A 21,185-nucleotide genomic window follows, 5' to 3' on the forward strand; every position below is an offset into this window, starting at 1 on the left:
CATCTCGTTTCTGAGGATGGCGGTGCTCTGAGAAAAGGTGGACTGGCTTTGCAGAAGTAAATGGCTTGGGCGGAATGTGCTGGACTGGCTCATTCCGCCCAATTGCGTTTCATGCGGGGAGGAAGTGGCGTCGGGTGGTGGCTTTCTGTGTGGGCGCTGTTTTGCTGGGCTCCGGTTTGTCCATTCTCCCTTCTGTGATGCCTGTGCCCTGCCCATCACGCAGGAGGAGATGGCCGAGCGTGGGATGCTTTGTGCAGACTGTGAAAGGTCTCCACGGCCATGGCACAGGGCACGGGCGGCTTTTCTGTATGAAGGACAGGCCCGCAGCCTTGTCATGGGACTGAAATATGGAAGCCGGACAGAACATGCTGCAGCTCTGGCCCATTTCATGGCCCGGGCAGGGGGGGACCTGATAGGACCGGATGTGGTGCTTGTGCCTGTTCCTGTGCATCGTGGGCGTTTGTGGCAGCGTGGATATAATCAGGCGGCCCTGATGGCCATGGCCCTTGCCCGACGGGAAGGGCTTGCCTGTTATCCAGATGCGATGCAACGGCGGTTCAGGACTGCATCTCTCGCAGGGCTCTCCCGGCAGGGGCGGCGGAGGCAGATGGCGGGAGCTGTCACGCTGCGGCCCCGTTACTGGAGTTTGCTGCGTGGGCGCCGGGTCGTGCTGGTTGATGATATCCTGACAACAGGGGCTACGGCAGAGGTCTGTGTAAAAGCATTGCTTGAGCATGGCTGCCTTTCCGTGGATATTCTTGTGGCAGCCCGGGTGACACTGGCATGACATCCGGCTTTGAGACCAGAAAGGATTGTTACATGCCAAAAGTTGAAATCTACACGCAGCCAGGGTGCCCTTACTGTGTCCGGGCCATCAGCCTGCTTCAGTCCAAGGATGTTCCCTTTGAGGAAATCCATGCCCCTCGTGGTTCTGCGGAGCGGGAAACAGCCCGGGAACGTTCAGGAGGAGGGACGACAGTGCCGCAGATTTTCATTGGCGGCAAAGCGGTAGGAGGGTGCAGTGAGCTCATGCAGCTGGAGCAGGATGGACAGCTTGATGCCTTGCTGGGCCGCGGCTAGGGCGTTGTTCGCCGCTGTTCTTGTTCTTGCTGGGGGTGTGATGGTCACGGTATCCCGTGCGCAGGCTCAGGCGGCATCCAGTCTGGTCGGGACATGGCTGGTAGAGGAAAAAGACGGCATTTTCAGTATTGCGCCCTGTCCGTCGGATGCCAGCCGTCTCTGCGGCTGGCTGGTGGGCATGGATTATACGGAGGCCGAGCCGGAAAAGGATGTCTGGGGACGTTCGGAATGTGGGCTCGAGATCATCAGCAACATGAAGCGCCGCAAGAATGGACAGTGGCATGGGACGATTCTGGACCCGAGGAGCGGGCGGACCTACCAGGCGATCATGTGGCAGGGGAAGGGAGATACTCTCAAGCTGCGTGGCTATGTAGGGCTGAGTCTGTTTGGTGAAACGCAGACATGGAGCCGCATTGCGGCCCCGGTGATCGGCAGGCAGTGCCGCATGAAGATAAACTGATTGATTTTCCAGTCATTTTTCTTCCTATGATGAATGGCTCTTATGGAGAGAGGCCTTTTTTGGTAGCGTTGGCCCGTTCTTCCCGTAGGGGCAAAGTTGAAGGAGAGTAATACGTTATGTCACAGAGTCTTTCCCGGCGCCGGTTTACTCTGGCGCTTGCTGGATTAGGGGCCGCCACGGCCCTGTCGCCTCTGCGGGCAGCCCAGGCCCAGAAGGGGCCGTTGCCCCGTATCCTGTGCTTTGTTGGTGGTTATACGGAGCATGGTCCTCCGGGGGGAGCTGGTAACGGCAAGGGAATCTCTGTCTTCGAGATGGACCGTGATACCGGGTTTCTGACACCGGTTGCCACGTTCATGGACATTCCCAGCCCATCCTTCATTACGTTGAGCCGCAACCGGAAGTTCCTGTACGCTCTCAGCGAGATCAATGATTACGACAAGGCTGGCAGTGGCTCTGTGACGGCATTCTCCGTGGATACCCGCAATGGGACACTGGCCAAGATCAACACTGTCAGCTCCGGTGGTGCTGTCCCGGCCCATCTGAGTGTCCATCCATCCGGGAAGTATCTGCTCGTTGCCAATTACATGGGTGGCAGTGTGGCTGTCCTGCCCATCCATGCTGATGGGTCACTGGGCAAGGCCACGGATGTGGTCCACAACAGCGGGCCGAAGCAGCCGGAACGGGCGGCAGACAATCCGGAAGGCAATTTTGCCGTTTCCGATCATTCCAGTGCCCATCCGCACATGATTGCGACCGATCCGAGCGGTGCGTTCGTTCTGGTGGATGATGCCGGGCTGGACCGTGTCTATGTCTGGAAGCTGGACCTGGCCACAGGCAAGCTCATCCCGGCACAGAAGCCGTTCTACGACATGGAACCGGGTTCTGCTCCCCGTCACTTCGTGTTCGATCATTCGGGTCGTGTGCTGTACAACCTCTGTGAGCAGAACTCCAAGGTCGTGGTGTCCAAGTTTGATCCGCAGACAGGCGCCATCACGCAGATTCAGTCCGTCAGCACCGTGACCTCCCACTTCCGCGGGTCCACGCTGGCTGCGGAAATCCTGATCGCTGAGAGCGGGCGGTTTGTCTATGTTTCCAACCGTCTGGGTGACTCCCTGGCGGTCTTCTCCGTTGGCATGGATGGCACGCTGACGCTGGAGGATGAGGTCTGGATGCATGCCGACTATGGCCGTGCCATGATGTTCGACCCGAGCGGCTCATTCCTGTTCTGTGCCAACCAGCGCTCTGACTCCGTCACGGCTTTCCGTGTGGATCGTGAGACCGGCAAGCCTGTCTTCATGAACCACTTTACCGCCGTTGGCAGCCCGACGACGTTTGCCTTCATGGTGGCGGATTCCTGAGAGGTCTCTTCCCTCGTGAAGTAGAAAAGGCGCCCGTTTGTGGCGCCTTTTCTTTTGGTAGTGTCAGTCTTTCTGGAAGAGGGCGATGTAATTGATGCTGGTATCGTGGCTCTCCTGCCAGTGTGGCGGCCGGAAGGACAGCCCCTTGAGGTCCAGCAGGCGTAGCCCGACCTGCCTGGCCATGCTGTCCAGTTCTGTCGGACGGATGAATTTTTTCCAGTCATGGGTACCGACAGGGAGAAGGCGCAGCACATATTCCGCCCCCAGCTTGGCCATGAGGAATGAGCGCAGACTGCGGTCCATGGTGGAAATGGCGACATACCCGCCCGGCTTTGCCAGGCCTGATAGCAGGGAGAGAAAGACTTGCGGGTCCCGTACATGTTCAATGATCTCCAGGGCAGAGATCACGTCAAATTGCCGACCTTCCTCAAGAAGGGTTTCGGCACTGCTGCATAGATAGTGCAGGGGGGCGGCCTGCGGCGGCAGGGGGTGAAGGGCGACGTGTGCCCGGGCGGCCTGTATGCCGTCTTCGCTGGCATCAACGCCCAGAGTATCAAAACCAAGCGTGGCGAAGCGCTCACTCGCCAGTCCGGCACCGCAGCCAATATCCAGCAGGGTTGGCAGTTCGGGGAGATGGAAAAGCGAGGCAGGCAGATGCCGGACAATCCAGGAGGTGCGCAGAGGGTTCATGGCATGGAGCGGGGCCATGGGTCCTTTCGGGTTCCACCAGTCTTTGGCCAGTGCACTGAACTGAATTATTTCATCATTGATAACAGATGATGTTCCGTTACCTGCTCCGTTGGATGATGATGGTGATGAAACAGACATTCTTGGCGGTCCTCCCGGCTTTCATGGTGCTTTTCTGCCATGTTGTGGCTAGACGCGAAAGGGCAGGAGAGCTATGTGGAACGGATATTTATGTGATGCTAGCCTTATTGTTGGAGCTTTCTCCCCGATGTCCATACACGACTGTTCGGATGATGTAACACGATCTGCGCCCCGCACGGTCGTGATGAAATTTGGCGGGACGTCCGTCAAGGATCTGGAGCGCATCCGCATCGTGGCTGAGAAGGTCCGGAAGGAGAGAGCCAGAGGACAGCGCATTGCGGTTGTCGTCTCTGCCATGTCGGGCGTGACCAACCAGATGGTGGATTATTGCCGCTCGCTGGATGCACAGGCTGATCCGGCGGAATATGACGCTGTTGTGGCGTCTGGCGAGCAGGTGACGAGCGGTCTGCTTGCCATTGCTTTGGGGGCGCTGGGTGTGCCGGCCCGTTCTTTCCAGGGGTGGCAGATTCCCTTGCTGACGGATGAAGCCCATGGCTGCGCCGCCATCGAGGATGTAGATGGGCGTGCCCTGCGGGAATGCATGGATGAAGGTATCGTGCCCGTGATCGCCGGGTTCCAGGGAGTGGATGCCAGAGGCCGTATTGCAACACTGGGCCGTGGTGGCTCCGATACGTCCGCCGTTGCGCTGGCGGCTGCCATCAGGGCGGACCAGTGTGACATCTATACGGATGTGGATGGCATTTACACGACCGACCCAAGGATTGTTAAGCAGGCCCGCCGTCTCGAGCGGATCACTTATGAGGAAATGCTGGAGCTGGCATCCGTAGGTGCCAAGGTTCTCCAGACCCGCAGCGTGGGGCTGGCCATGCGGGAAAAGGTGCATGTGCGTGTCCTGTCCTCTTTTGTGGAGACGGATGACAGCAGCGGAACCATTGTAGTGGATGAGGACGAAAGCGTGGAAAAGAAGCTGGTGACCGGTATTGCGTATTCCATGGATGATGCGAAGATCACCATCCGACAGGTACCTGACGAGCCGGGCATTGCGGCAAGAATCTTCGAACCTCTTTCCGCTGCAGGGCTGAATGTGGACATGATCGTCCAGAGCATCGGTGCGGATCGCAGCACGAACATGACTTTCACGGTCAGCAAGGGGGATGAGAGCCGGGCCTGCCAGATTTTGGAGGCAATGCGTGCCGAGATCGGTTTTGGCGGGTTGAGCACATCCCAGAATGTCGTGAAGATCAGCGTGGTCGGCGTGGGGATGCGGTCCAATACGGGCGTGGCCACCACCATGTTCCGGACACTCGCCGAGAAAGGGATCAACATTCAGGTCATTTCCACCAGCGAGATCAAGATTTCCGTTCTGATCGATGCAGAATATATGGAGCTGGCCATGCGGGCGCTGCACACCGCCTATGGGCTTGATGCCTCCGAGGGAGCACAGGCATGAGCGGGGAAGTAAACGCACGCGAGACGCTGGACCAGCTCTGGAAACCGGGATGTGATTTCCTGGGCAGTCGGTATGCCATTCTGGGCGGGGCCATGTCCTGGGTCAGTGAACGGAATCTGGTATCGGCCATTTCCAACGCAGGCGGCTTTGGTGTGATTGCCTGCGGTGCGATGGAGCCAGAGCGGCTTGAGGAAGAGATCGTTGCCACGCAGGCGCTGACAGACAAGCCTTTTGGCGTCAATCTCATCACCATGCATCCGAAGCTGGATGCGCTGGTGGATGTCTGTCTGGCCCACAAGGTGACCCACGTCGTGCTGGCTGGTGGTGTTCCGACCGGTGCGACCATCCGCCGGGTGCGGGATGGCGGCGCCAGGGTCATGGGGTTTGCTCCGGCGCTGGCTCTGGGCAAGCGGCTCGTGAAGCTGGGGATTGAGGCTCTGGTCATTGAGGGATCCGAGGCGGGCGGTCATGTCGGCCCGGTTTCCCTGAATGTTCTGGCGCAGGAAATCCTGCCCAACATCACGGAAGTGCCCGTTTTCGTTGCGGGTGGCCTTGGCCGTGGTGATGCCGTCCTGTCCTATCTGGAGCAGGGGGCAGCCGGTGGCCAGTTCGGGACAGTGTTTGCAGCCTCCCGGGAAAGCATCGCCCATGAGCGTTTCAAGGAGGCCTTCCGTCGGGGTAATGCCCGTGATGCCGTGATGTCCGTGCAGCTGGATGAGCGCTTTCCTGTCATTCCCGTGCGTGGCTTGGCCAATGCAGCTACGCGTCATTTCATGACCCATCAGGCGGATGTGATCGAGCGTTTCCGCAAAGGAGAGATCGAGCGGGAAGCTGCCCAGCTGGAAATCGAACATTTCTGGGCTGGGGCTCTGCGCCGGGCCGTCATTGAAGGTGACGTGGAAAACGGATCCATGATGGCCGGGCAGTCTGTCGGCATGGTCAAGGAGATCCGCCCGGTAGCGGATATCATCACCACGCTGGTGGATCAGGCTGTAGAAGCCCTCCAGAAGCGTGAGAAACGCCTCCATGCGGCGGTTGCACGGTAACGGCAGGATACTGGACAGACAGCGCTGTGTTCGGACTGGAGCTCTGGTCAGATGAGGAAGAGGGGTGACGTGATGGACGATAAAGCAGGGCAGAATATGGCCGGTCAGTCATCGGCCACTCTGGGAGCTCGCCTGATGGCCCGACGCAAGGAGTTGGGCTGGAGGCTTGAGGATGTCGAGGCTTACCTGAAGGTAAGACTTGCAACACTTCAGGCCATTGAAGGCGGGCGTTATGCCGAGCTGCCAGACAAGGTCTATGCCCTTGGTTTCATCAAGAGCTATGCCCGTCTCCTGGGGATGGAGAGCGAGGAGTTCATGCAGCAGGCCAGGCAGGAGCTGTCGTCTCTTGCGCCGCCACGTCAGAGCGTCCATCTGGTTCTTCCCGGCCCTCAGGAAGGACGTTCAGCCGGTCTCTGGGTGTTGTTGGCTGTTGGTCTGGTGGTGATCGCCGGGGGATATGCCGGGTGGTATCACTTCTCTTCCCATGGGCAGCTGGCTTCGTCCGTTCTGCCGTCCCATCTGGCAGAGACTGGTGAAACGCCAGCGGCTGCGGTACCGCCTGTTGCCACACAGCCGACTGTTCCGTCTCCAGCAGCCGGGCAGTCTGCCACGGCGCAGCCCACAGCACCGGTTCTGTCTTCTGGTGCCCAGGGGGCGGCCACGGGGGCAGGGGATACTCCGAAAGATACGCCTGATCTGCCGCCAGCGCCGGAGGCTGTTTCTCCTGCTGCTACGGCCATGCCTTCTACTGTTGATGCAGCGGGTAATGAGGTGCCCCGCAATGAGGGTGATCACCCGGCCGGTTCGTCTTCTGGTGACAGTGTGACGGGGAATGCCCCGTCTGCCATGGAGACATCGAAGGCCCAGTCCCCGCAGCCGACGCCAGCGCAGCAGGCTCCTGCTCCGAGTCAGGAAGCAGCTGACAGAGTTGCAATACTGGCCCGGGAAGACAGCTGGGTGCAGGTTACGGATGCCTCTGGCAAGGTTCTGCTGGTTCGTGTGCTGAAGAAGGGAGAGAGCTGGCAGGGGACTGCTGGTGAAACCTATCGTGTGACGAGCGGCAATGCCGGGGGTGTTGTTTTTCAGGCGGGGAATGTTGTAAGCGCTCCCCTAGGGCTGCGTGGCAGGGTTGTCCGTAACGTGACGGTCGATGCAGCATCTGTGGAGCAGGGCCATTATGGTTACGGTTCCCTGGCCACCGGGGCCGGTGAGGTGCCGGGACCGGCGGACAAGCGCAGCCAATAAAATTCTGTGACCGTCCATGAGGCGGTCACGTTTATCATGGGTCAGTCCAGTCAGGACCCGGAGAGGTTATTGATGAGCAGTTTACGTCCCTATCAGCATATTGAACGCCGTAAATCACGGAAGATCTATGTTGGTAATGTTGCCGTTGGTGGCGATGCACCTGTTTCGGTGCAGACCATGACCAACACGCTGACAACGGATATCGAAGGAACGATTGCTCAGATCCGCAAGGCCGAAATGGCCGGTGTGGATATCGTCCGTGTATCCTGTCCCGATGAGGCCAGCACGAAGGCCCTGAAAACCATTGTGGAAGAAGTCAATGCGCCGATCGTGGCGGACATTCACTTCCATTACAAACGGGCTATCGAGGCAGCGGCGGCCGGTGCGGCCTGCCTGCGCATCAATCCGGGTAACATTGGCAGTGCCGATCGTGTGCGTGAGGTCGTCAAGGCAGCGCGTGATCATGGCTGCTCCATCCGTATTGGCGTCAATGCTGGGTCTCTGGAGCGGCATCTGCTGGAGAAATATGGCGAGCCGAAGCCGGAAGCACTGGTGGAAAGTGCGCTGGAACATGCGAAGATTCTGGAAGATCATGACTTCCATGAATTCAAGATCAGCGTGAAGGCTTCTGACGTTTTCATGGCCGTGGCGGCCTACAAGCAGCTGGCAGAATGCTGTGACCATCCGCTGCATATCGGCATTACGGAGGCTGGCTCCAAGCGGGCGGGGACGGTGAAGTCTGCCCTCGGGCTGGGCAATCTGCTCTGGGCTGGTGTGGGTGACACGATGCGCGTTTCCCTCTCTGCTCCTCCAGAAGAAGAGGTGCTGGTGGGCTGGGACATTCTCAAATCGCTCGGCCTGCGTCACCGTGGTGTGAAGATCATTTCCTGTCCGTCCTGTGCCCGTCAGGGTTTCAATGTGGTGGATACGGTCCAGACGCTGGAGGACCGTCTTCAGCACATCAAGACACCGCTGACACTTTCCATCATCGGTTGTGTGGTTAACGGGCCTGGTGAGGCGCTGATGACGGACATCGGTGTGACAGGTGGCGGGTCTGGTCGGCACATGGTCTATGCAGCGGGCAAGCAGGACCATACCATGCCGGCTGAGAACATGATCGACCATATCGTGGAGCTGGTGGAAGCCCGTGTGGCTGCCATTGAGGCCGGAACGGCCGAGAAGGCAGCGCACTGATGGCACGGTTTCAGCCGCCACGGGGGACGAGGGATCTGCTGGGCGAGGAGATGCGTCGCCACCAGCATGTTGTTGGTACGGGCAGGACGGTCTTCCGCCGTTATGGTTTCAGCCAGTGGGCCACCCCCATTTTTGAGGACACCCATGTTTTTGCCCGCTCTCTGGGGGAAAGCTCGGATGTTGTTTCCAAGGAAATGTATACGTTCGAGGATCGGGGAGGGGAGAGTCTGACCCTGCGTCCGGAGGGAACGGCGGGTGTGGCTCGTGCGCTGGTTTCCAATGCGCTGACACAGGCCCTGCCACAGAAGATTTTCTATACGGGCCCAATGTTCCGCTATGAACGGCCGCAGAAAGGGCGCTTCCGCCAGTTCCATCAGATCGGTGCGGAGCTGATCGGTGCGGAAAGTGCCTTCCGTGATGCCGAGATCATCGCCATGGCCCGGGACTTTCTGGTCTCGCTTGGTCTGGCGGATGATCTGCGTCTGGAGCTGAACACGCTGGGTGACAAGGCCAGCCGCATGGCATGGCGGGAGGCTCTGGTGGCCTATTTCCGCCAGCATGAGGATCGCCTTTCCGAGGACAGCCGGTCACGGCTTGAAATCAACCCGCTGCGGATTCTGGACAGCAAGGCAGAGCAGGACAGGGCCCTTCTGGCCGATGCACCAGCTTTTGATGACTATCTCAATGAGGAATCCCGTACATTCTGGGAGGAGCTGAAGGCTGGTCTGAAGGCTTTCGGCGTCTCTTTCGTGGAGAATCCCCGAATTGTTCGTGGGCTGGATTATTACAGCCATACCGTATTCGAGTTTGTTACGGACAAGCTTGGTGCGCAGGGGACCGTTCTGGCCGGTGGCCGGTATGAGGGGCTGGTTGAAGAAATGGGCGGCCCTGCCGTGCCCTGCATCGGCTGGGCCGCTGGTGTTGAACGTCTCGCCGCTCTGATTGATGCTCCGGCTGAGGAGGTCAGTGATGTGGCCATCCTGCCGATGGGGGAAGCTGCCCTGCTCAAGGCCGCTTCCATTTCCCGGGCGTTGCGGGATGGTGGTCTGGCTGTCTCGATCGAGACACGGGGCAACATGAAGAAACGCATGGACCGTGTTGTGCAGTCCGGGGCGACACATGCGCTCTTCCTGGGGGATGATGATCTGGCACGGGATGTCGTGCAGCTGCGTCATCTGGCATCACGGGAACAGGAAGAAGTGCCCGTGACGGACATCCTTGTTATCCTGGAGCGTGCCCGAGCCTCATGAGTGCGGCTATGGAGCATAAGCTGGAGCAGATCATTGCCCGCTTTGAGGAAATGCAGGCAATGATGGCCTCTGGTGAGGCCAGTGGAGACGAGTTTGCCCGTCTTTCCCGGGACTATGCTGCCATGGAAAAACCTGTGGCAGCCATCCGGGCGTGGCAGGCTGCTCAGAAGCGTCAGAAAGAGGCGCAGGCTCTGGTGCAGGACCCGGAGATGAAGGAGCTTGCCCAGCTTGAGCTGGAAGAGGTCGAGGCCGTGATGCCCGCTCTGGAGCAGGCCATGCAGCTGGCGCTTCTGCCTCGGGATGATGCTGATGAACGGAGCGCCATTCTGGAGGTCCGCCCCGCTGCCGGTGGGGATGAAGCAGCGCTGTTTGCGGCAGAACTCTTCGAGGCCTATCGTCGGTTTGCCGAGAGCAATGGCTGGCGTTTCGAGGTCATGTCCCTGACGGAAAGTGAGCTTTCTGGCATCCGGGAAGGCATGGCCACCATTACAGGGCGAGGCGTGTTTGCCCGTTTCAAATATGAGTCCGGCGTGCATCGTGTCCAGCGTGTCCCGGCGACAGAAAGCCAGGGACGCATCCATACATCTACCGTTACCGTTGCTGTGCTGCCGGAAGCGGAAGAGGTTGATGTGCAGGTGAATGAAGAAGACCTGCGGATTGATGTGTTCCGGGCCTCCGGTGCAGGGGGACAGCATGTGAACAAGACGGAGAGTGCTGTCCGTATCACGCATCTGCCGACAGGTGTTGTCGTGGCCATGCAGGAAGAAAAAAGTCAGCACCGCAACAAGGCCAAGGCCATGCAGATTCTGCGGGCCCGCCTGTATGAGGCGGAACGGCAGAAGGCGCATGACAGCAGGGCGGCCGACCGTAGATCCCAGGTTGGTACAGGAGACCGGTCTGAACGGATAAGAACCTACAACTTCCCCCAGGGGCGGGTGACGGATCACCGCATCAATCTTACTCTGTACAAGATTGATCAGGTCATGGGTGGCGAGTTTGACGAGATTGTCAGCGCCCTGACCCACCATGAGCAGATGGCCCTGCTGGCGGCGGAAATCGGCAGTTCCTGACAAGTCCCCTGGGCAGGGTGATCAGCTGTTGGAGGAGAGGCAGCGGGAGGAGTTGCCGTTGTGGTGATCGGTAGCAGCCGGATCGTTTTCATCCATCAGGAAGAAATCTCGGAAATTTTCGCTACCCACGGCTTCGAAATAATGGCCGTCCGGATTATGGAGGACACCATCTCCGCTCACGTCCCGTGTTTCGGCCTTGCCATCATGCATGACGGTAACGGTGCCGCAAAGAGTATAGGGAATATCAACACGGCCCAGAGGCAGAGGGATCACGGCACTATCATCAGCATGGGCGAGGTCAAGGTGGAATATCGCTGCCAGATGACCATTGAGATAGAGGCGTGTCGACTCTGACACCTCATCGGGCGCACGTCCGTCATGAACGGTGAAACTGCCCCCCGTTGGTCCATCCGGCATGGGCCCGACAGTTTCACCCTTTGCGGCTGGCAGCATCAGGATGCCGAGGCAGAGTGAAACAGGCAGGGAGCGCAGGAAACGGGCTATGGTCATCGTCTGGTTTTCCTGGATGATGGGAGGCGACAGGTCAGGGAATGAAATTCATGCGTAAAATAGACCTTTTGCAGCAGGCCGGGGAGAGGCTTTTTCAGGCCGGGATTGAAGAGGCAGCATTCGAGGCTCGCTTGCTGCTCTGCTGGGCCTGCGGGTGGACCCGGATGGAGCTGATGCAGCATGACGGGATTCCGGCCGAGGGTGTGGACCGCTTCCAGCGTGCCATTCAGCGCCGCAGCCAGCGGGAGCCGGTTGCCTTCATTACCGGGGAGCAGGGCTTCTGGACACTGGATTTTCACGTTTCACCGGAGACATTGATCCCCCGGGGCGATAGTGAGACCCTGCTGGAAGCGCTGCTGGACCATAAGCCGGATCGTCAGTCTGTCAGATCCATTCTGGACCTTGGAACGGGCACAGGCTGCCTGCTTCTGTCTGCTCTGAGTGAATATCCACGAGCCTGGGGGATGGGTGTGGATATTGCTCCCGCCGCCGCCGCCCTTGCCCGACGGAATGCAGGCCGCAATGGCCTGTCGGACCGGGTGGCTTTTATGGTGGGAGACTGGGCTGCTGCGGTGGGAGGGCGTTTTGATGTCGTGTTGTCCAATCCTCCCTATATTGAACATGCGGACATGGCCCATCTGATGCCTGATGTTGCGGCATATGAACCGCATCGGGCTCTGGATGGGGGAGATGATGGCTTGGTGGCCTATCGCATCCTGTGCCGGAGCCTGCCACATCTGCTTATGCCGAACGGGTGTGCCGTGCTGGAGCTGGGGATGGGACAGGCAGATGCTGTCACAGAACTGGCCGAGGCGGAAGGACTTGCGGTGCTGGAGTGCCGGAAGGACCTGGGAGGTGTGGAGCGTGCCCTGGTGCTTGCCTTTTCTTAGGAAAGCAGTTGGCTTATGGGCTGATGCCTGATAGATTGCCGCAGGAAGATACAGGGGATGGACAGCGTTACGGTGATGGCTGTCGGTCAGGCGGTAAAGTGTCGTTTCCTCTGGGAGTGATGTTTCTTCGGACAATATGGGAAGAAACGGCAGATTGGCTGCTGAAGGCGCCATTGTGACAAGATTGCAGGTTTGAAAATATGAAGCGAATGAGGAACCGTCATCATCGTTCAGGCGGCGGTGGAGGAGCATCCCGTGGCAATAATGGTCAGATTCCTCTGAACCGGAACCATGTTTTTGAGAGCAACGGGCCTGATCTGCGCATTCGTGGCACTGCCCAGCAGCTGTTCGAAAAATATCTTCAGCTGGGTCGTGATGCCACCGGTACCGGGGACCGGGTGCAGGCGGAGGCCTATTTCCAGCATGCCGAGCATTATTTCCGTATGCTCAATGCCATGAATCAGGCAGCTCAGGCGGCCCAGCAGGAGCGTGCCGAACGGCAGCGCAATTATGAGCAGACACGTCAGGAGCGCCGGGAACGTCAGGAGCATGAGGACGAGGCGGCAGCTCCGGCCCCGGCGAGTGAGCGTCGTCCGTCCGAGCGTCGTCGTCGTGCTGAAAAGCGTGATGAAGAGGCCGAGCAGGACAGCGAGGACTGAGGCCACTTTCCCGACCGTACGGCACCAAGAGAGGGCGGGTTGGCTCAGGTCAACCTGCTTTCTTTTTATGGGCTGTCAGTGTTCTGAAATTATGGGGAAGATATCTGCCAGCGCCAGATGCACGGCATCCGCAACGGCTCATTCAACAAATTTTCAGGGGATGGAAGAAGGGAAGATGGTAGCGGCGGACGGATTTGAACCGCCGACCAAGGGATTATGATTCCCCTGCTCTACCGCTGAGCTACGCCGCCATCATGTCCTTCAGGAGGCATCTGCCTTCCGACGAAGGTGCTTTTATGGCAGGCAGATGAGGAAGTCAACAGGGAGGTGGGCCATCTTCATGTTTTTTTGTTCTTTTCTATTCACTTCCTGAGGAGAGGCTGTCATTTTTCGCTGACAGCCTGTTACACCTTCAGTCAGAGGGCTTTTCCTTTTGTCCCAGCATTTCACAAACATCCTCTTTGCGTTCAGCAATGCGCTTTCCTGGTTGCCACCTGCGATCGTATCGATCCTGATGCTCGTGATCGTTGGTCTGACAGCGTTTTATGCCGGACACGGGGCGAGTGCGCTGATCCTGCGTATTCCTGGTACACGCAGCGGGGCGATGATCCGAAACACCGTCAGCGTGTTGCGTCGGCCCATGCAGGTCATGGTTACATTGCTGGTCCTTCTGGCAGCGCTGCCAGCGGCCACGGGCTTTTCATATGAGGAGGAGCAGAATCTCAGGCTGTTCTTTTTCTTTCTGCTGATTCTGGTTTTCGGCTTTTCTCTCATCAGCATGTTCCGCCTGATGTCAGAGGCATATCTGAATCGTCTGGCACGGTTGGATTATGCGGATGACATCATGGCCCGTGCTCATCAGACACAGATCAAGGTGCTGCGGCGGCTTGGAGAGATTCTCATTGGCCTTGTGACGGTTGCTTCGGCCCTGATGCTTTTTCCGTCTGTCAAACAGTATGGTGTGTCCCTTTTTGCTTCTGCCGGAGCGGCCTCGCTGATTGTCGGTCTCTCGGCGCGGGGACTTCTGACGAACCTGATAGCGGGGGTGCAGATCGCCATCACCCAGCCCATCCGGATGGAGGATCTGGTCGTCATCAATGGTGACTGGTGTTGGGTGGAGGAAATCACGGCAACGTATGTCGTGCTGCGTGTCTGGGACTGGCGACGCCATATCGTGCCCATTTCCTATTTTCTTGAAAATCGCTTTGAAAATTGGACGCACAACTCGGCCGCCATAACCGGCGTCGTGTTTCTCTGGCTTGATTATGATGCCCCAATGGATGAAATCCGGGATATGCTGAGGGAGATCGTGCGAAGCTGCCCGCTCTGGGATGGCAAGGTGTTCGATGCCCAAGTGTCGGACTGCACAGATCAGGCCATGTCGGTCCGTGTCATTGCCAGTGCCCGCAATGCCATGCAGAGCTGGGATCTGCGTTGTGACATTCGGGAAAAAGCCATTGCCCGCATCCGGGCGGAGTTCCCGCAGGCGTTGCCACGGCGGCGTGTTGCGTTCGTTTCGCCGGAAACAGGGGCAAAACTGGATGTGACAGACCCGGATACCCTTTTGTCTCCTCCAGTACATCGCCCGCCACCGGGCAGTTACATGGGGCCCGGTAGCAGGGCCGATGGGCGCAGATAGTGTGGCGAAGGAGGGTCCCCCATCAGTCTCGGGCAAGTCAGGACTGATGGGGGCGGTATTATTCTGCTGAGGCTGACGGATTGGCCATGCGGGAGTTGTGATACCCGTAGAAGCGATAGGTCAGCGCACCGATCAGGAAGTAGGTGACCAGCAGAATGACGGGAACAGGATTGCCGCCCAGCAGGGCGTGGATCATGTTGAAGATCAGTGGCAGGATCATGATCAGGCAGAAAATGATCCCCAGAACAGGCGTAAGGCCAATCCAGAATCCCCGGATACGGATTCCTCCCAGTGGCACGCTGAAGGGGCGCCGGGTATCGGCAGCATAATTGCGCTGCCAGATGACCGTAAAGCAGACCATGGCGAAGGCCAGTGCCGTCCCGAGGGAAACGAGATCGCTGATGATGTCGATGGGCAGGGTGGCTGTCATCAGGGCAATGATGGCCCCCATGATGAATGTCCCACGGGCTGGCGTGCGGTAGCGTTTGTGGATCCTGCTAAAGACGGACGGGATGAGCCCGTCCCGCCCGGTGGTCAGCAGGATGCGGGACTGACCATACATCAGGCCCAGCAGGACGGAAGAAAGGCCGATGGTGGCGCCGCCATTCACCAGTAGGGCCAGCCACGGTTTGCCCATGGCCTGTGTGGCAACGGCCAGGGGGTCAGCCACATTCAGCTTGCTGTAGGGCACGATTCCCAGCAGTACGGCTGCTACGGCAACATAGATCAGCGTGCAGATCAGCAGGCTGCCAATGATGCCGATGGGAATGTCACGTGTTGGATTGCGGGCCTCTGATGAAGCAGTGGAAACGGCTTCGAACCCTCCATAGGCAAAGAATATGATGGAGGCTGCCCGGAAGATGCCAGCCACACCAAAGTGGAAATGGGCCTGGGCCGGTGGAATGAAGGGGAACCAGTTGGCCGGGGTGATGTAACTGACACCGATGATGAGGAAGAGGAACAGGACACCAATTTTCAGGGCGACAACGAGAGAGTTGAAACGGGCGGATTCTTCAACACCACGGGCCAGCAGGGCGGTTACCAGCAACACGGAGATGAAGCCGATCAGGTCCAGCCGGAATCCGGCTGTCAGCGCTGTTCCTTCGGAGCCGGGCACCGGCTGAAGGCTTGTCTGTGTCAGCCAGACTGGCAGATGGATGTTGAAAATGCCCAGCAGGGAGTTCATGTAGCCCGAAAGACCAGCCGCCACAGCGGTGCAGGATATGCCGTATTCAAGCAGCATCAGCCAGCTGACATTCCATGCTGCCCGTTCCCCCATGGAGATGTAGGCATAGGAGTAGGAGGAGCCGGATACCGGGAAGGTGGAAGAGAGCTCCCCATAACAGAAAGCCGTGAAGAGACAGGCTGCCGCCGCTACAAGGAAGGAGAGCAGCACGGCAGGTCCGGCATATTCAGCCGCCGCCGTACCCGTCATGACATAGACGCCCGCCCCAACGGTCGTTCCGACCCCCATGAGCAGAAGCTGCGTGGCTGTCAGACTTCTTTTGAGCGTGACGGAATCATTTTCTGCCGTGATCTGGCTCATGGTCTTGCGCCGTGGATCACGACGCCTGGCGGAGGAGGAGGAACGTTTACGCATAAAGAGGGTGGATCATCCAGAAATAGACAGCGGACTTGATGGATGGGCAGGTTGCCCCTGCGGCCATCCTCGCCTCGTAATCGGAAATGGAAACCATGCAGCAGCCTGCGCCCTTCAGGATGGAGGCTGCTTCATGGTCGAGTTATGCCGTCCATAGAACAGATAGGTCGCAAAACCCAGCCCTGTATAGAGGATGAAGAAGGCCAGCGGGATGATGTTACCCTGCAGGGTGACGTGCAGTATGTTCAGCCCCAGGGGAACAATCATGCAGAGGCAGAAGAAAATGCCCAGCATGGGCGTGATGCCCAGCCAGACCCCCCGGATGCGGATTCCCCCGAGTGGCACCTGGAAGGGCCGGTGTGTCTCCGGTGCCCTGTTGCGTTGCCAGATGACAGTGAAGCAGACGATGCTGAAGGCCAGTGTGGTGCCAATGCAGAGCAGATCCCCCAGCAGTGCGATGGGCATGGTGGCGCTCATCAGCCCCAGGATGAGGCCCAGCAGCAGCGTGGCCAGCCATGGTGTCCTGAAGCGTGGATGCACGACGCTGAAGATGCCCGGCAGAAGTCCGTCATGGCTGATGGCGTGGACCATGCGGGAAATTGCATAAAGCAGACCGATAAGAACGGAGAACAGCCCGACCGTGGCCCCTGCATTGATGAGAAAGGCCATCCACGGCTGATTCATGAGGCCCGTTGCGATGGCCAGAGGGTCTGGCACATCCAGCATCTGATAGGGCGCAATGCCCAGCAGTACGGCCGCCACGGTGACATAAACCAACGTACAGATGATGAGACTGCCGATGATGCCTATGGGCACATCCCTGGTGGGGTTGCGGGCTTCTGCCGCTGCGGTGGAGACGGTTTCGAAACCACCATAGGCAAAGAAGATGATCGAGGCAGCCCGGAAGATGCCAGCCACGCCGAAATGGAAATTCCCTTCCGAAGGCGGGATGAATGGGTGCCAGTAGGCAGGATGGAGATAGAACAGGCCCACTCCGACAAACAGTGCCAGCACGCCGATCTTGATGCTGACGAAGGCCGTGTTGAACCGTGCTGCGACCTCAATCCCACGGGTCAGGACCAGGCTGATGAACAGCATGACAACCAGGCCGATCAGGTTGAAGCTGGGATGAAAGGCCAGCAGGCCGGTACTTGAATGAGGGATGGACTGAAAGGTTGTCTGGGAAATGACAGCCGGAAGATGGATGCCGAACCCACTGAGCAGGGATGTCAGGTAGCCCGAAAAGCCGGCCGCCACGGCGGTACCGGCAATGCCATATTCCAGTATGAGCAGCCAGCCGGTCACCCATGCCATTTTCTCGCCCATGGAGAGATAGGCATAAGCATAGGCTGACCCGGAGACAGGGAAGGTGGAGGCCAGCTCCCCATAACAGAGTGCCGTGAACAGGCACGCCGCAGCGGCAATCAGGAAAGAGAGAAGGACGGAAGGCCCGGCATACTCTGCTGCCGCCGTCCCCGTGATGACGTACACGCCCGCTCCAATGGCGGTCCCCACGCCCATGAGCAGGAGCTGCGTGGCGCCAAGGCTGCGCTTGAAGTTATGCTGTTCACCAGCGGACTGTATCTGGGAGAGGGTCTTGCGGCGCGCCTTGTTCATGGCGTGGTCAGCTGGGGCATGAGTGTCACGATTCCTGCATAACGGGGCTGGAACGGTATGATACCGGAATGTTTTTATTCATGACTCCTTGGAAAGCCTTTGTAAATTATGCTTGCGGAGTTTTTCTGTGCTCAGGGGTGAAAATGGAGAAGGCAGGCGCTGCCAAGGCCGGCAAGGATGCAGTAAATGCCGAATCCTGTCAGGGTGTGCCGGTTGTCATCATGGAAGAAGCGCAGCAGGAGCCGGGAGCAGATGAGGGCCGTTACGCCAGCCACGACAGCGCCAATGAGGGACTGCGTGATCATGCTGCTGGAGAGATGGACATGGCGGAGCTGCCAGGCCTCTTTGGCCGTGGCTGCCAGAATGATCGGCTGGGCCATGAGCAGGGAAAAGCGTGTCGCTGTCAGATGGTCCAGTCCCCGCATCAGCCCACCATTAATGGTGGCACCGGAGCGTGATAGCCCGGGGAACAGGGCCAGACATTGCCAGAGGCCGATGATGAGGGCATCTTTCCAGGAGAGTTCCTGTGTCTGGTAGGCATTGTCCTGTTCATGCCGGAGGGCCCGGCGGCGCATGATCTCCGTCAGGATGAGCAGCAGGCCGTTGAGGGTCAGGAATCCTGCCACCATGAGCGGATTGGCAAAAACGAGCCGCAGGTGATGCTCAAACAGTCCGCCCATGATGACGGCTGGTATTGTGGCCACGACAAGCAGGCTGCACAGGTGGATCGCCTTGTTGCGGGTTCTGGCTGTCCTGCGGGGGGAGAAGAGGCCGAGCAGGATAGCCCGCCAGTCCCCCCAGAAGACATGCGCCAGAGCCACCAGCGTGCCGACATGCAGCATGGTCAGAAAGGGCAGGAAGGTCGGGCTGTGTTCATCCAGCGACCAGTGAAGGATTCCGGGCAGAAGGACCGCATGGCCAAGGCTGCTGACAGGGAAGGGTTCCGTGATGCCCTGGATGATGGCGAGGATGAAGGCCTGGAGATCTGTCATGCGGAACCATGGTCTGTCTGGAGGTGGGGGAGATTGAGGAAAAGCCGTGACGGATGCTGGTGGGAAAGTCCCATCTATGGTAGCGGTAACGTTCTGTTGTTTTTCATGAAATCAGCTTCTCCGGTCGCAAGGCTAGCAGACTGGGGCGTGAATTTCGAGGTATCTATGTGGGCGATCCTTAAAGGGCGTGGCGGAGCATTCATTGCCAGCAGCTGTGTTCTTCTGGCAGCCGGCGGGTTCGTTGCCTATGGGCTGGGCCTGCTGGAGGGGCCGGATCGCCACATGACAGGCTATCATGCGACATTCAGTTCCGCGAACGGTCTGGATGAGGGGGCTGACGTGGACCTTGGCGGTGTAACCGTGGGGCGGGTGCGTTCCATCACGCTGAATCCGGAAACCGCCATCGTGGACGTGCAGTTTGCCGTACGGGATGATCTGAAGCTCCCGCAGGATACGGCTGTGGCCATTGCGGCACCGACCATTGGCGGGGACAATGCCCTTCAGCTGCTGCCCGGCAAGGCAGGGCAGACATTGCCGGCTGGTGCCACCATTCTGGATGCCCACCCCCTGCTGTCTCTGGAGCAGCAGATCAGCAATTACATATTTGGTGCGGGCAGGCTTTAGGCTGTGTTTTCCCGCCGGGCGGTAAAGGACCGGCGGGGTCTGTCCCGGTTGTTGCCTGCCTCAGTCGTTGGTCGGGTAGGATGCCAGCAGGCGCCGCTGCTTCAGCCAGGAGCGGAGCATCCCCAGAATGCCGGAACTTTTCCAGCCTTCTTTCTTTTTTGCAGCACCGATGAGGAAGGCCTGCCGGTAATGGTAGATCTGGGTGCGGTAGGCTTCTATCAGAGTCGTGCGCCGGTCCCAGATATGGATGGCCTCTGACCCGACCCCATTGATCTCGATGATCTGAAAGTCTTCCCCACGCTTCAGAGCTTCTGGTGAGGTCATCTTGAGGTCGATCCGGCCGAAATGGAAGTCCGGTATGTCCAACATGATGGCGTTGATGCGTTCCGTGAGTGCCGGAGTGATGTCCGGCCTCCCATTCCGGAAGATGGACCCCTTGCAGTGATTTCCGGCAAAAACCAGTGACAGCGTTTCTCCGGCGGGCAGAATCTCGGTTTCACGGCCACTGATACGGGGCAGATAGAGCTGTGGCACCTGTCGCATCCGGGGGTCGGCCATGATGAGCTCTTTGAGTGTGGAGCGACCATTGCCGGTCAGGACAGGGGCCTCCTTGTAAGTGAGGGAGGTGATGCGGCCGACAGGCTCATCAGGATGACGGATATAGAAGATGCCTGCTTCCATCGGGTAGGTGATGAGCTGCTGCACCATCAGGGCCACACCCGCCGGGAAGAGTGGCAGCACCTCGTGGAGCATGGCCAGGGAGGTGATCAGCCTCACTCCCGTACCGTTACAGCCGATGTCAGGCTTGAGCACGACCGGGAAGTCGATCCCCATTTCCTTCATGGCGGCCAGCACATCCCGGGCTGCATCAGCTCCGTTATGAATGATCCGATACGGGGCAATGGCCTCTCGGGCCGTGGGGCCGACCATGTCCAGAATGGAGCTTTTGCTCTCGCCACAGAGGCCACCTGTTTCGATACGGGGATTGGCAGCCGTGGAGATGCTGAGGTCTCCATGACGTAACCCCATGAGAATCCAGTAGATGACGATGGGGGTATAGAAAATGCTGTCGGGCCAGAACTCGAAGAGGGACAGCGTCTTGTGATGGGAAGAAGGTGCTGTCATGGACTATGTGTTCCTACGTTGCAGGTGGCTGATGAAACGTCCCATCAGGAAAATGCAGAGGATGAAGCCGATGATTCCCGCCCAGCGCCAGCCACCCTGATGCGCCAGAAGCCACCCGCCAACATGCAGTGCCAGCAGGAAGAGCAGGCTTGTCCAGACCAGCGTTGCGCCGATGGCCGTCAGGGCGAAGGCCAGAAAGGGCGCACGGAAGAAACCGCAGGCCGTATAGAGCGGCAGGCGGCTGCCTGGAACAAAGCGGGAAATGGCCACAACCCCTATGATGTTGCGGGAGAACCACCGTTTTGCCTGCTCCTCGCTGGGGAGGGTCAGGAAACGGCGCAGGAACGTCCATCGGCTTCCTGCCAGACCGAGGGCATAAAGGCCCATGTCACCCAGGGCCACCCCGGCATAAAGGCTGCCAAGTGCCAGAGGGATGGAAATCTGGTTTCCTTTGGACGCAATGGCCGCCAGGACGGTTGCAACATCTTCCAGGATAAAGGTACCAAGGATGACAGAAAAGGCTTTCAGCCAGACAGGCTGGGACGCCATGATAGCGCTGATACGGATCACAAAGAACGGTCCTGGCT

21 protein-coding genes and 1 tRNA gene are annotated in these 21,185 nt (G+C 58.8%); 14 read left to right on the forward strand and 8 right to left on the reverse strand.

Annotated elements, in window-relative coordinates; genetic code table 11:
* The first annotated feature begins 37 nt into the window (after positions 1-37).
* The 4 genes from CO583_RS00730 to CO583_RS00745 all read left to right on the forward strand — a co-directional run bounded on the left by CO583_RS00730 (position 38) and on the right by CO583_RS00745 (position 2,898).
* Positions 38-787 carry a double zinc ribbon domain-containing protein gene (locus CO583_RS00730; RefSeq protein WP_043559942.1) on the forward strand — a complete coding sequence of 250 codons (750 nt, stop codon included), beginning with the start codon at positions 38-40 and terminating at the stop codon, positions 785-787.
* A 32-nt stretch (positions 788-819) separates the two neighbouring features.
* The gene (grxC, locus tag CO583_RS00735; RefSeq protein WP_081563490.1) at positions 820-1,080 is read left to right on the forward strand and encodes a glutaredoxin 3; all 261 of its coding nucleotides are present in this window, start codon (positions 820-822) and stop codon (positions 1,078-1,080) included.
* The gene (locus CO583_RS00740; protein ID WP_166651602.1) at positions 1,058-1,540 is read left to right on the forward strand and encodes a DUF2147 domain-containing protein; all 483 of its coding nucleotides are present in this window, start codon (positions 1,058-1,060) and stop codon (positions 1,538-1,540) included. The genes grxC and CO583_RS00740 overlap by 23 nt, the downstream gene beginning before the upstream one ends.
* Positions 1,541-1,656: 116 nt before the next feature.
* Positions 1,657-2,898 (forward strand): lactonase family protein, encoded by a 1,242-nt coding sequence (locus CO583_RS00745; RefSeq protein WP_081563215.1) that lies wholly within the window; start codon positions 1,657-1,659, stop codon positions 2,896-2,898.
* A 63-nt stretch (positions 2,899-2,961) separates the two neighbouring features.
* Here CO583_RS00745 and ubiG read toward each other — a convergent pair whose 3' ends face one another.
* Positions 2,962-3,726 carry a bifunctional 2-polyprenyl-6-hydroxyphenol methylase/3-demethylubiquinol 3-O-methyltransferase UbiG gene (gene ubiG, locus CO583_RS00750; RefSeq protein ID WP_043559948.1) on the reverse strand — a complete coding sequence of 255 codons (765 nt, stop codon included), beginning with the start codon at positions 3,724-3,726 and terminating at the stop codon, positions 2,962-2,964.
* Positions 3,727-3,853: 127 nt separating this feature from the next.
* Between ubiG and CO583_RS00755 the strand changes: the two genes are divergently transcribed.
* The 6 genes from CO583_RS00755 (at position 3,854) to prfA (ending at position 10,942) form a co-directional block, all read left to right on the forward strand.
* Positions 3,854-5,137 carry an aspartate kinase gene (locus CO583_RS00755; RefSeq protein ID WP_043559949.1) on the forward strand — a complete coding sequence of 428 codons (1,284 nt, stop codon included), beginning with the start codon at positions 3,854-3,856 and terminating at the stop codon, positions 5,135-5,137.
* On the forward strand, positions 5,134-6,183 hold the full coding sequence (locus tag CO583_RS00760; RefSeq protein WP_248630514.1) for a nitronate monooxygenase family protein: 1,050 nt from the start codon (positions 5,134-5,136) through the stop codon (positions 6,181-6,183). The genes CO583_RS00755 and CO583_RS00760 overlap by 4 nt, the downstream gene beginning before the upstream one ends.
* A gap of 72 nt (positions 6,184-6,255) precedes the next feature.
* Entirely contained in the window at positions 6,256-7,428 is a 1,173-nt protein-coding gene (locus CO583_RS00765; RefSeq protein WP_248630578.1) for a RodZ domain-containing protein, read from the forward strand.
* A 72-nt stretch (positions 7,429-7,500) separates the two neighbouring features.
* Positions 7,501-8,622: a flavodoxin-dependent (E)-4-hydroxy-3-methylbut-2-enyl-diphosphate synthase gene (ispG, locus tag CO583_RS00770; protein WP_043559955.1), complete on the forward strand. Its 1,122-nt coding sequence runs from the start codon at positions 7,501-7,503 to the stop codon at positions 8,620-8,622.
* Positions 8,622-9,872: a histidine--tRNA ligase gene (gene hisS / locus CO583_RS00775; protein ID WP_086441698.1), complete on the forward strand. Its 1,251-nt coding sequence runs from the start codon at positions 8,622-8,624 to the stop codon at positions 9,870-9,872. Before ispG ends, hisS begins: the two co-directional genes overlap by 1 nt.
* On the forward strand, positions 9,869-10,942 hold the full coding sequence (gene prfA / locus CO583_RS00780) for a peptide chain release factor 1 (RefSeq protein WP_043559958.1): 1,074 nt from the start codon (positions 9,869-9,871) through the stop codon (positions 10,940-10,942). Before hisS ends, prfA begins: the two co-directional genes overlap by 4 nt.
* 21 nt (positions 10,943-10,963) lie before the next feature.
* Here the strand turns inward: prfA and CO583_RS00785 are convergent, their stop codons facing one another.
* On the reverse strand, positions 10,964-11,452 hold the full coding sequence (locus CO583_RS00785; RefSeq protein ID WP_081563212.1) for a hypothetical protein: 489 nt from the start codon (positions 11,450-11,452) through the stop codon (positions 10,964-10,966).
* A gap of 50 nt (positions 11,453-11,502) precedes the next feature.
* On the opposite strand from CO583_RS00785, the gene prmC reads away from it, so the two are divergent.
* Positions 11,503-12,342, forward strand: a complete 840-nt coding sequence (gene prmC / locus CO583_RS00790; RefSeq protein WP_248630513.1) for a peptide chain release factor N(5)-glutamine methyltransferase — start codon at positions 11,503-11,505, stop codon at positions 12,340-12,342.
* A gap of 200 nt (positions 12,343-12,542) precedes the next feature.
* Positions 12,543-13,001, forward strand: a complete 459-nt coding sequence (locus CO583_RS00795) for a DUF4167 domain-containing protein (RefSeq protein ID WP_043559964.1) — start codon at positions 12,543-12,545, stop codon at positions 12,999-13,001.
* Positions 13,002-13,177: 176 nt separating this feature from the next.
* On the opposite strand, the gene CO583_RS00800 is transcribed toward CO583_RS00795, so the two are convergent.
* A tRNA-Met gene (locus CO583_RS00800) sits at positions 13,178-13,252 on the reverse strand.
* 182 nt (positions 13,253-13,434) lie between these two features.
* On the opposite strand from CO583_RS00800, the gene CO583_RS00805 reads away from it, so the two are divergent.
* Positions 13,435-14,640: a mechanosensitive ion channel family protein gene (locus CO583_RS00805; protein ID WP_081563210.1), complete on the forward strand. Its 1,206-nt coding sequence runs from the start codon at positions 13,435-13,437 to the stop codon at positions 14,638-14,640.
* A gap of 58 nt (positions 14,641-14,698) precedes the next feature.
* Here CO583_RS00805 and CO583_RS00810 read toward each other — a convergent pair whose 3' ends face one another.
* The 3 genes from CO583_RS00810 to CO583_RS00820 form a co-directional block, all read right to left on the reverse strand.
* On the reverse strand, positions 14,699-16,240 hold the full coding sequence (locus tag CO583_RS00810) for an APC family permease (RefSeq protein WP_043559966.1): 1,542 nt from the start codon (positions 16,238-16,240) through the stop codon (positions 14,699-14,701).
* Between the two features lie 114 nt (positions 16,241-16,354).
* Positions 16,355-17,857 (reverse strand): APC family permease, encoded by a 1,503-nt coding sequence (locus tag CO583_RS00815; protein WP_086431440.1) that lies wholly within the window; start codon positions 17,855-17,857, stop codon positions 16,355-16,357.
* A gap of 131 nt (positions 17,858-17,988) precedes the next feature.
* Positions 17,989-18,849 (reverse strand): undecaprenyl-diphosphate phosphatase, encoded by an 861-nt coding sequence (locus tag CO583_RS00820; protein ID WP_043559970.1) that lies wholly within the window; start codon positions 18,847-18,849, stop codon positions 17,989-17,991.
* 165 nt (positions 18,850-19,014) lie between these two features.
* On the opposite strand from CO583_RS00820, the gene CO583_RS00825 reads away from it, so the two are divergent.
* The gene (locus CO583_RS00825; RefSeq protein ID WP_043559972.1) at positions 19,015-19,473 is read left to right on the forward strand and encodes an MlaD family protein; all 459 of its coding nucleotides are present in this window, start codon (positions 19,015-19,017) and stop codon (positions 19,471-19,473) included.
* 60 nt (positions 19,474-19,533) lie between these two features.
* On the opposite strand, the gene CO583_RS00830 is transcribed toward CO583_RS00825, so the two are convergent.
* Together CO583_RS00830 and CO583_RS00835 are read right to left on the reverse strand one after the other, a co-directional pair.
* On the reverse strand, positions 19,534-20,598 hold the full coding sequence (locus CO583_RS00830; RefSeq protein WP_248630512.1) for a D-alanine--D-alanine ligase: 1,065 nt from the start codon (positions 20,596-20,598) through the stop codon (positions 19,534-19,536).
* A gap of 3 nt (positions 20,599-20,601) precedes the next feature.
* The gene (locus CO583_RS00835) at positions 20,602-21,147 is read right to left on the reverse strand and encodes a DedA family protein (RefSeq protein ID WP_086431524.1); all 546 of its coding nucleotides are present in this window, start codon (positions 21,145-21,147) and stop codon (positions 20,602-20,604) included.
* Positions 21,148-21,185 lie beyond the last annotated feature (38 nt).

Origin of the sequence: Parasaccharibacter sp. TMW2.1882, assembly GCF_023337635.1 — a bacterium.
GTDB classification, from domain to species: Bacteria; Pseudomonadota; Alphaproteobacteria; order Acetobacterales; family Acetobacteraceae; genus Bombella; species Bombella apis.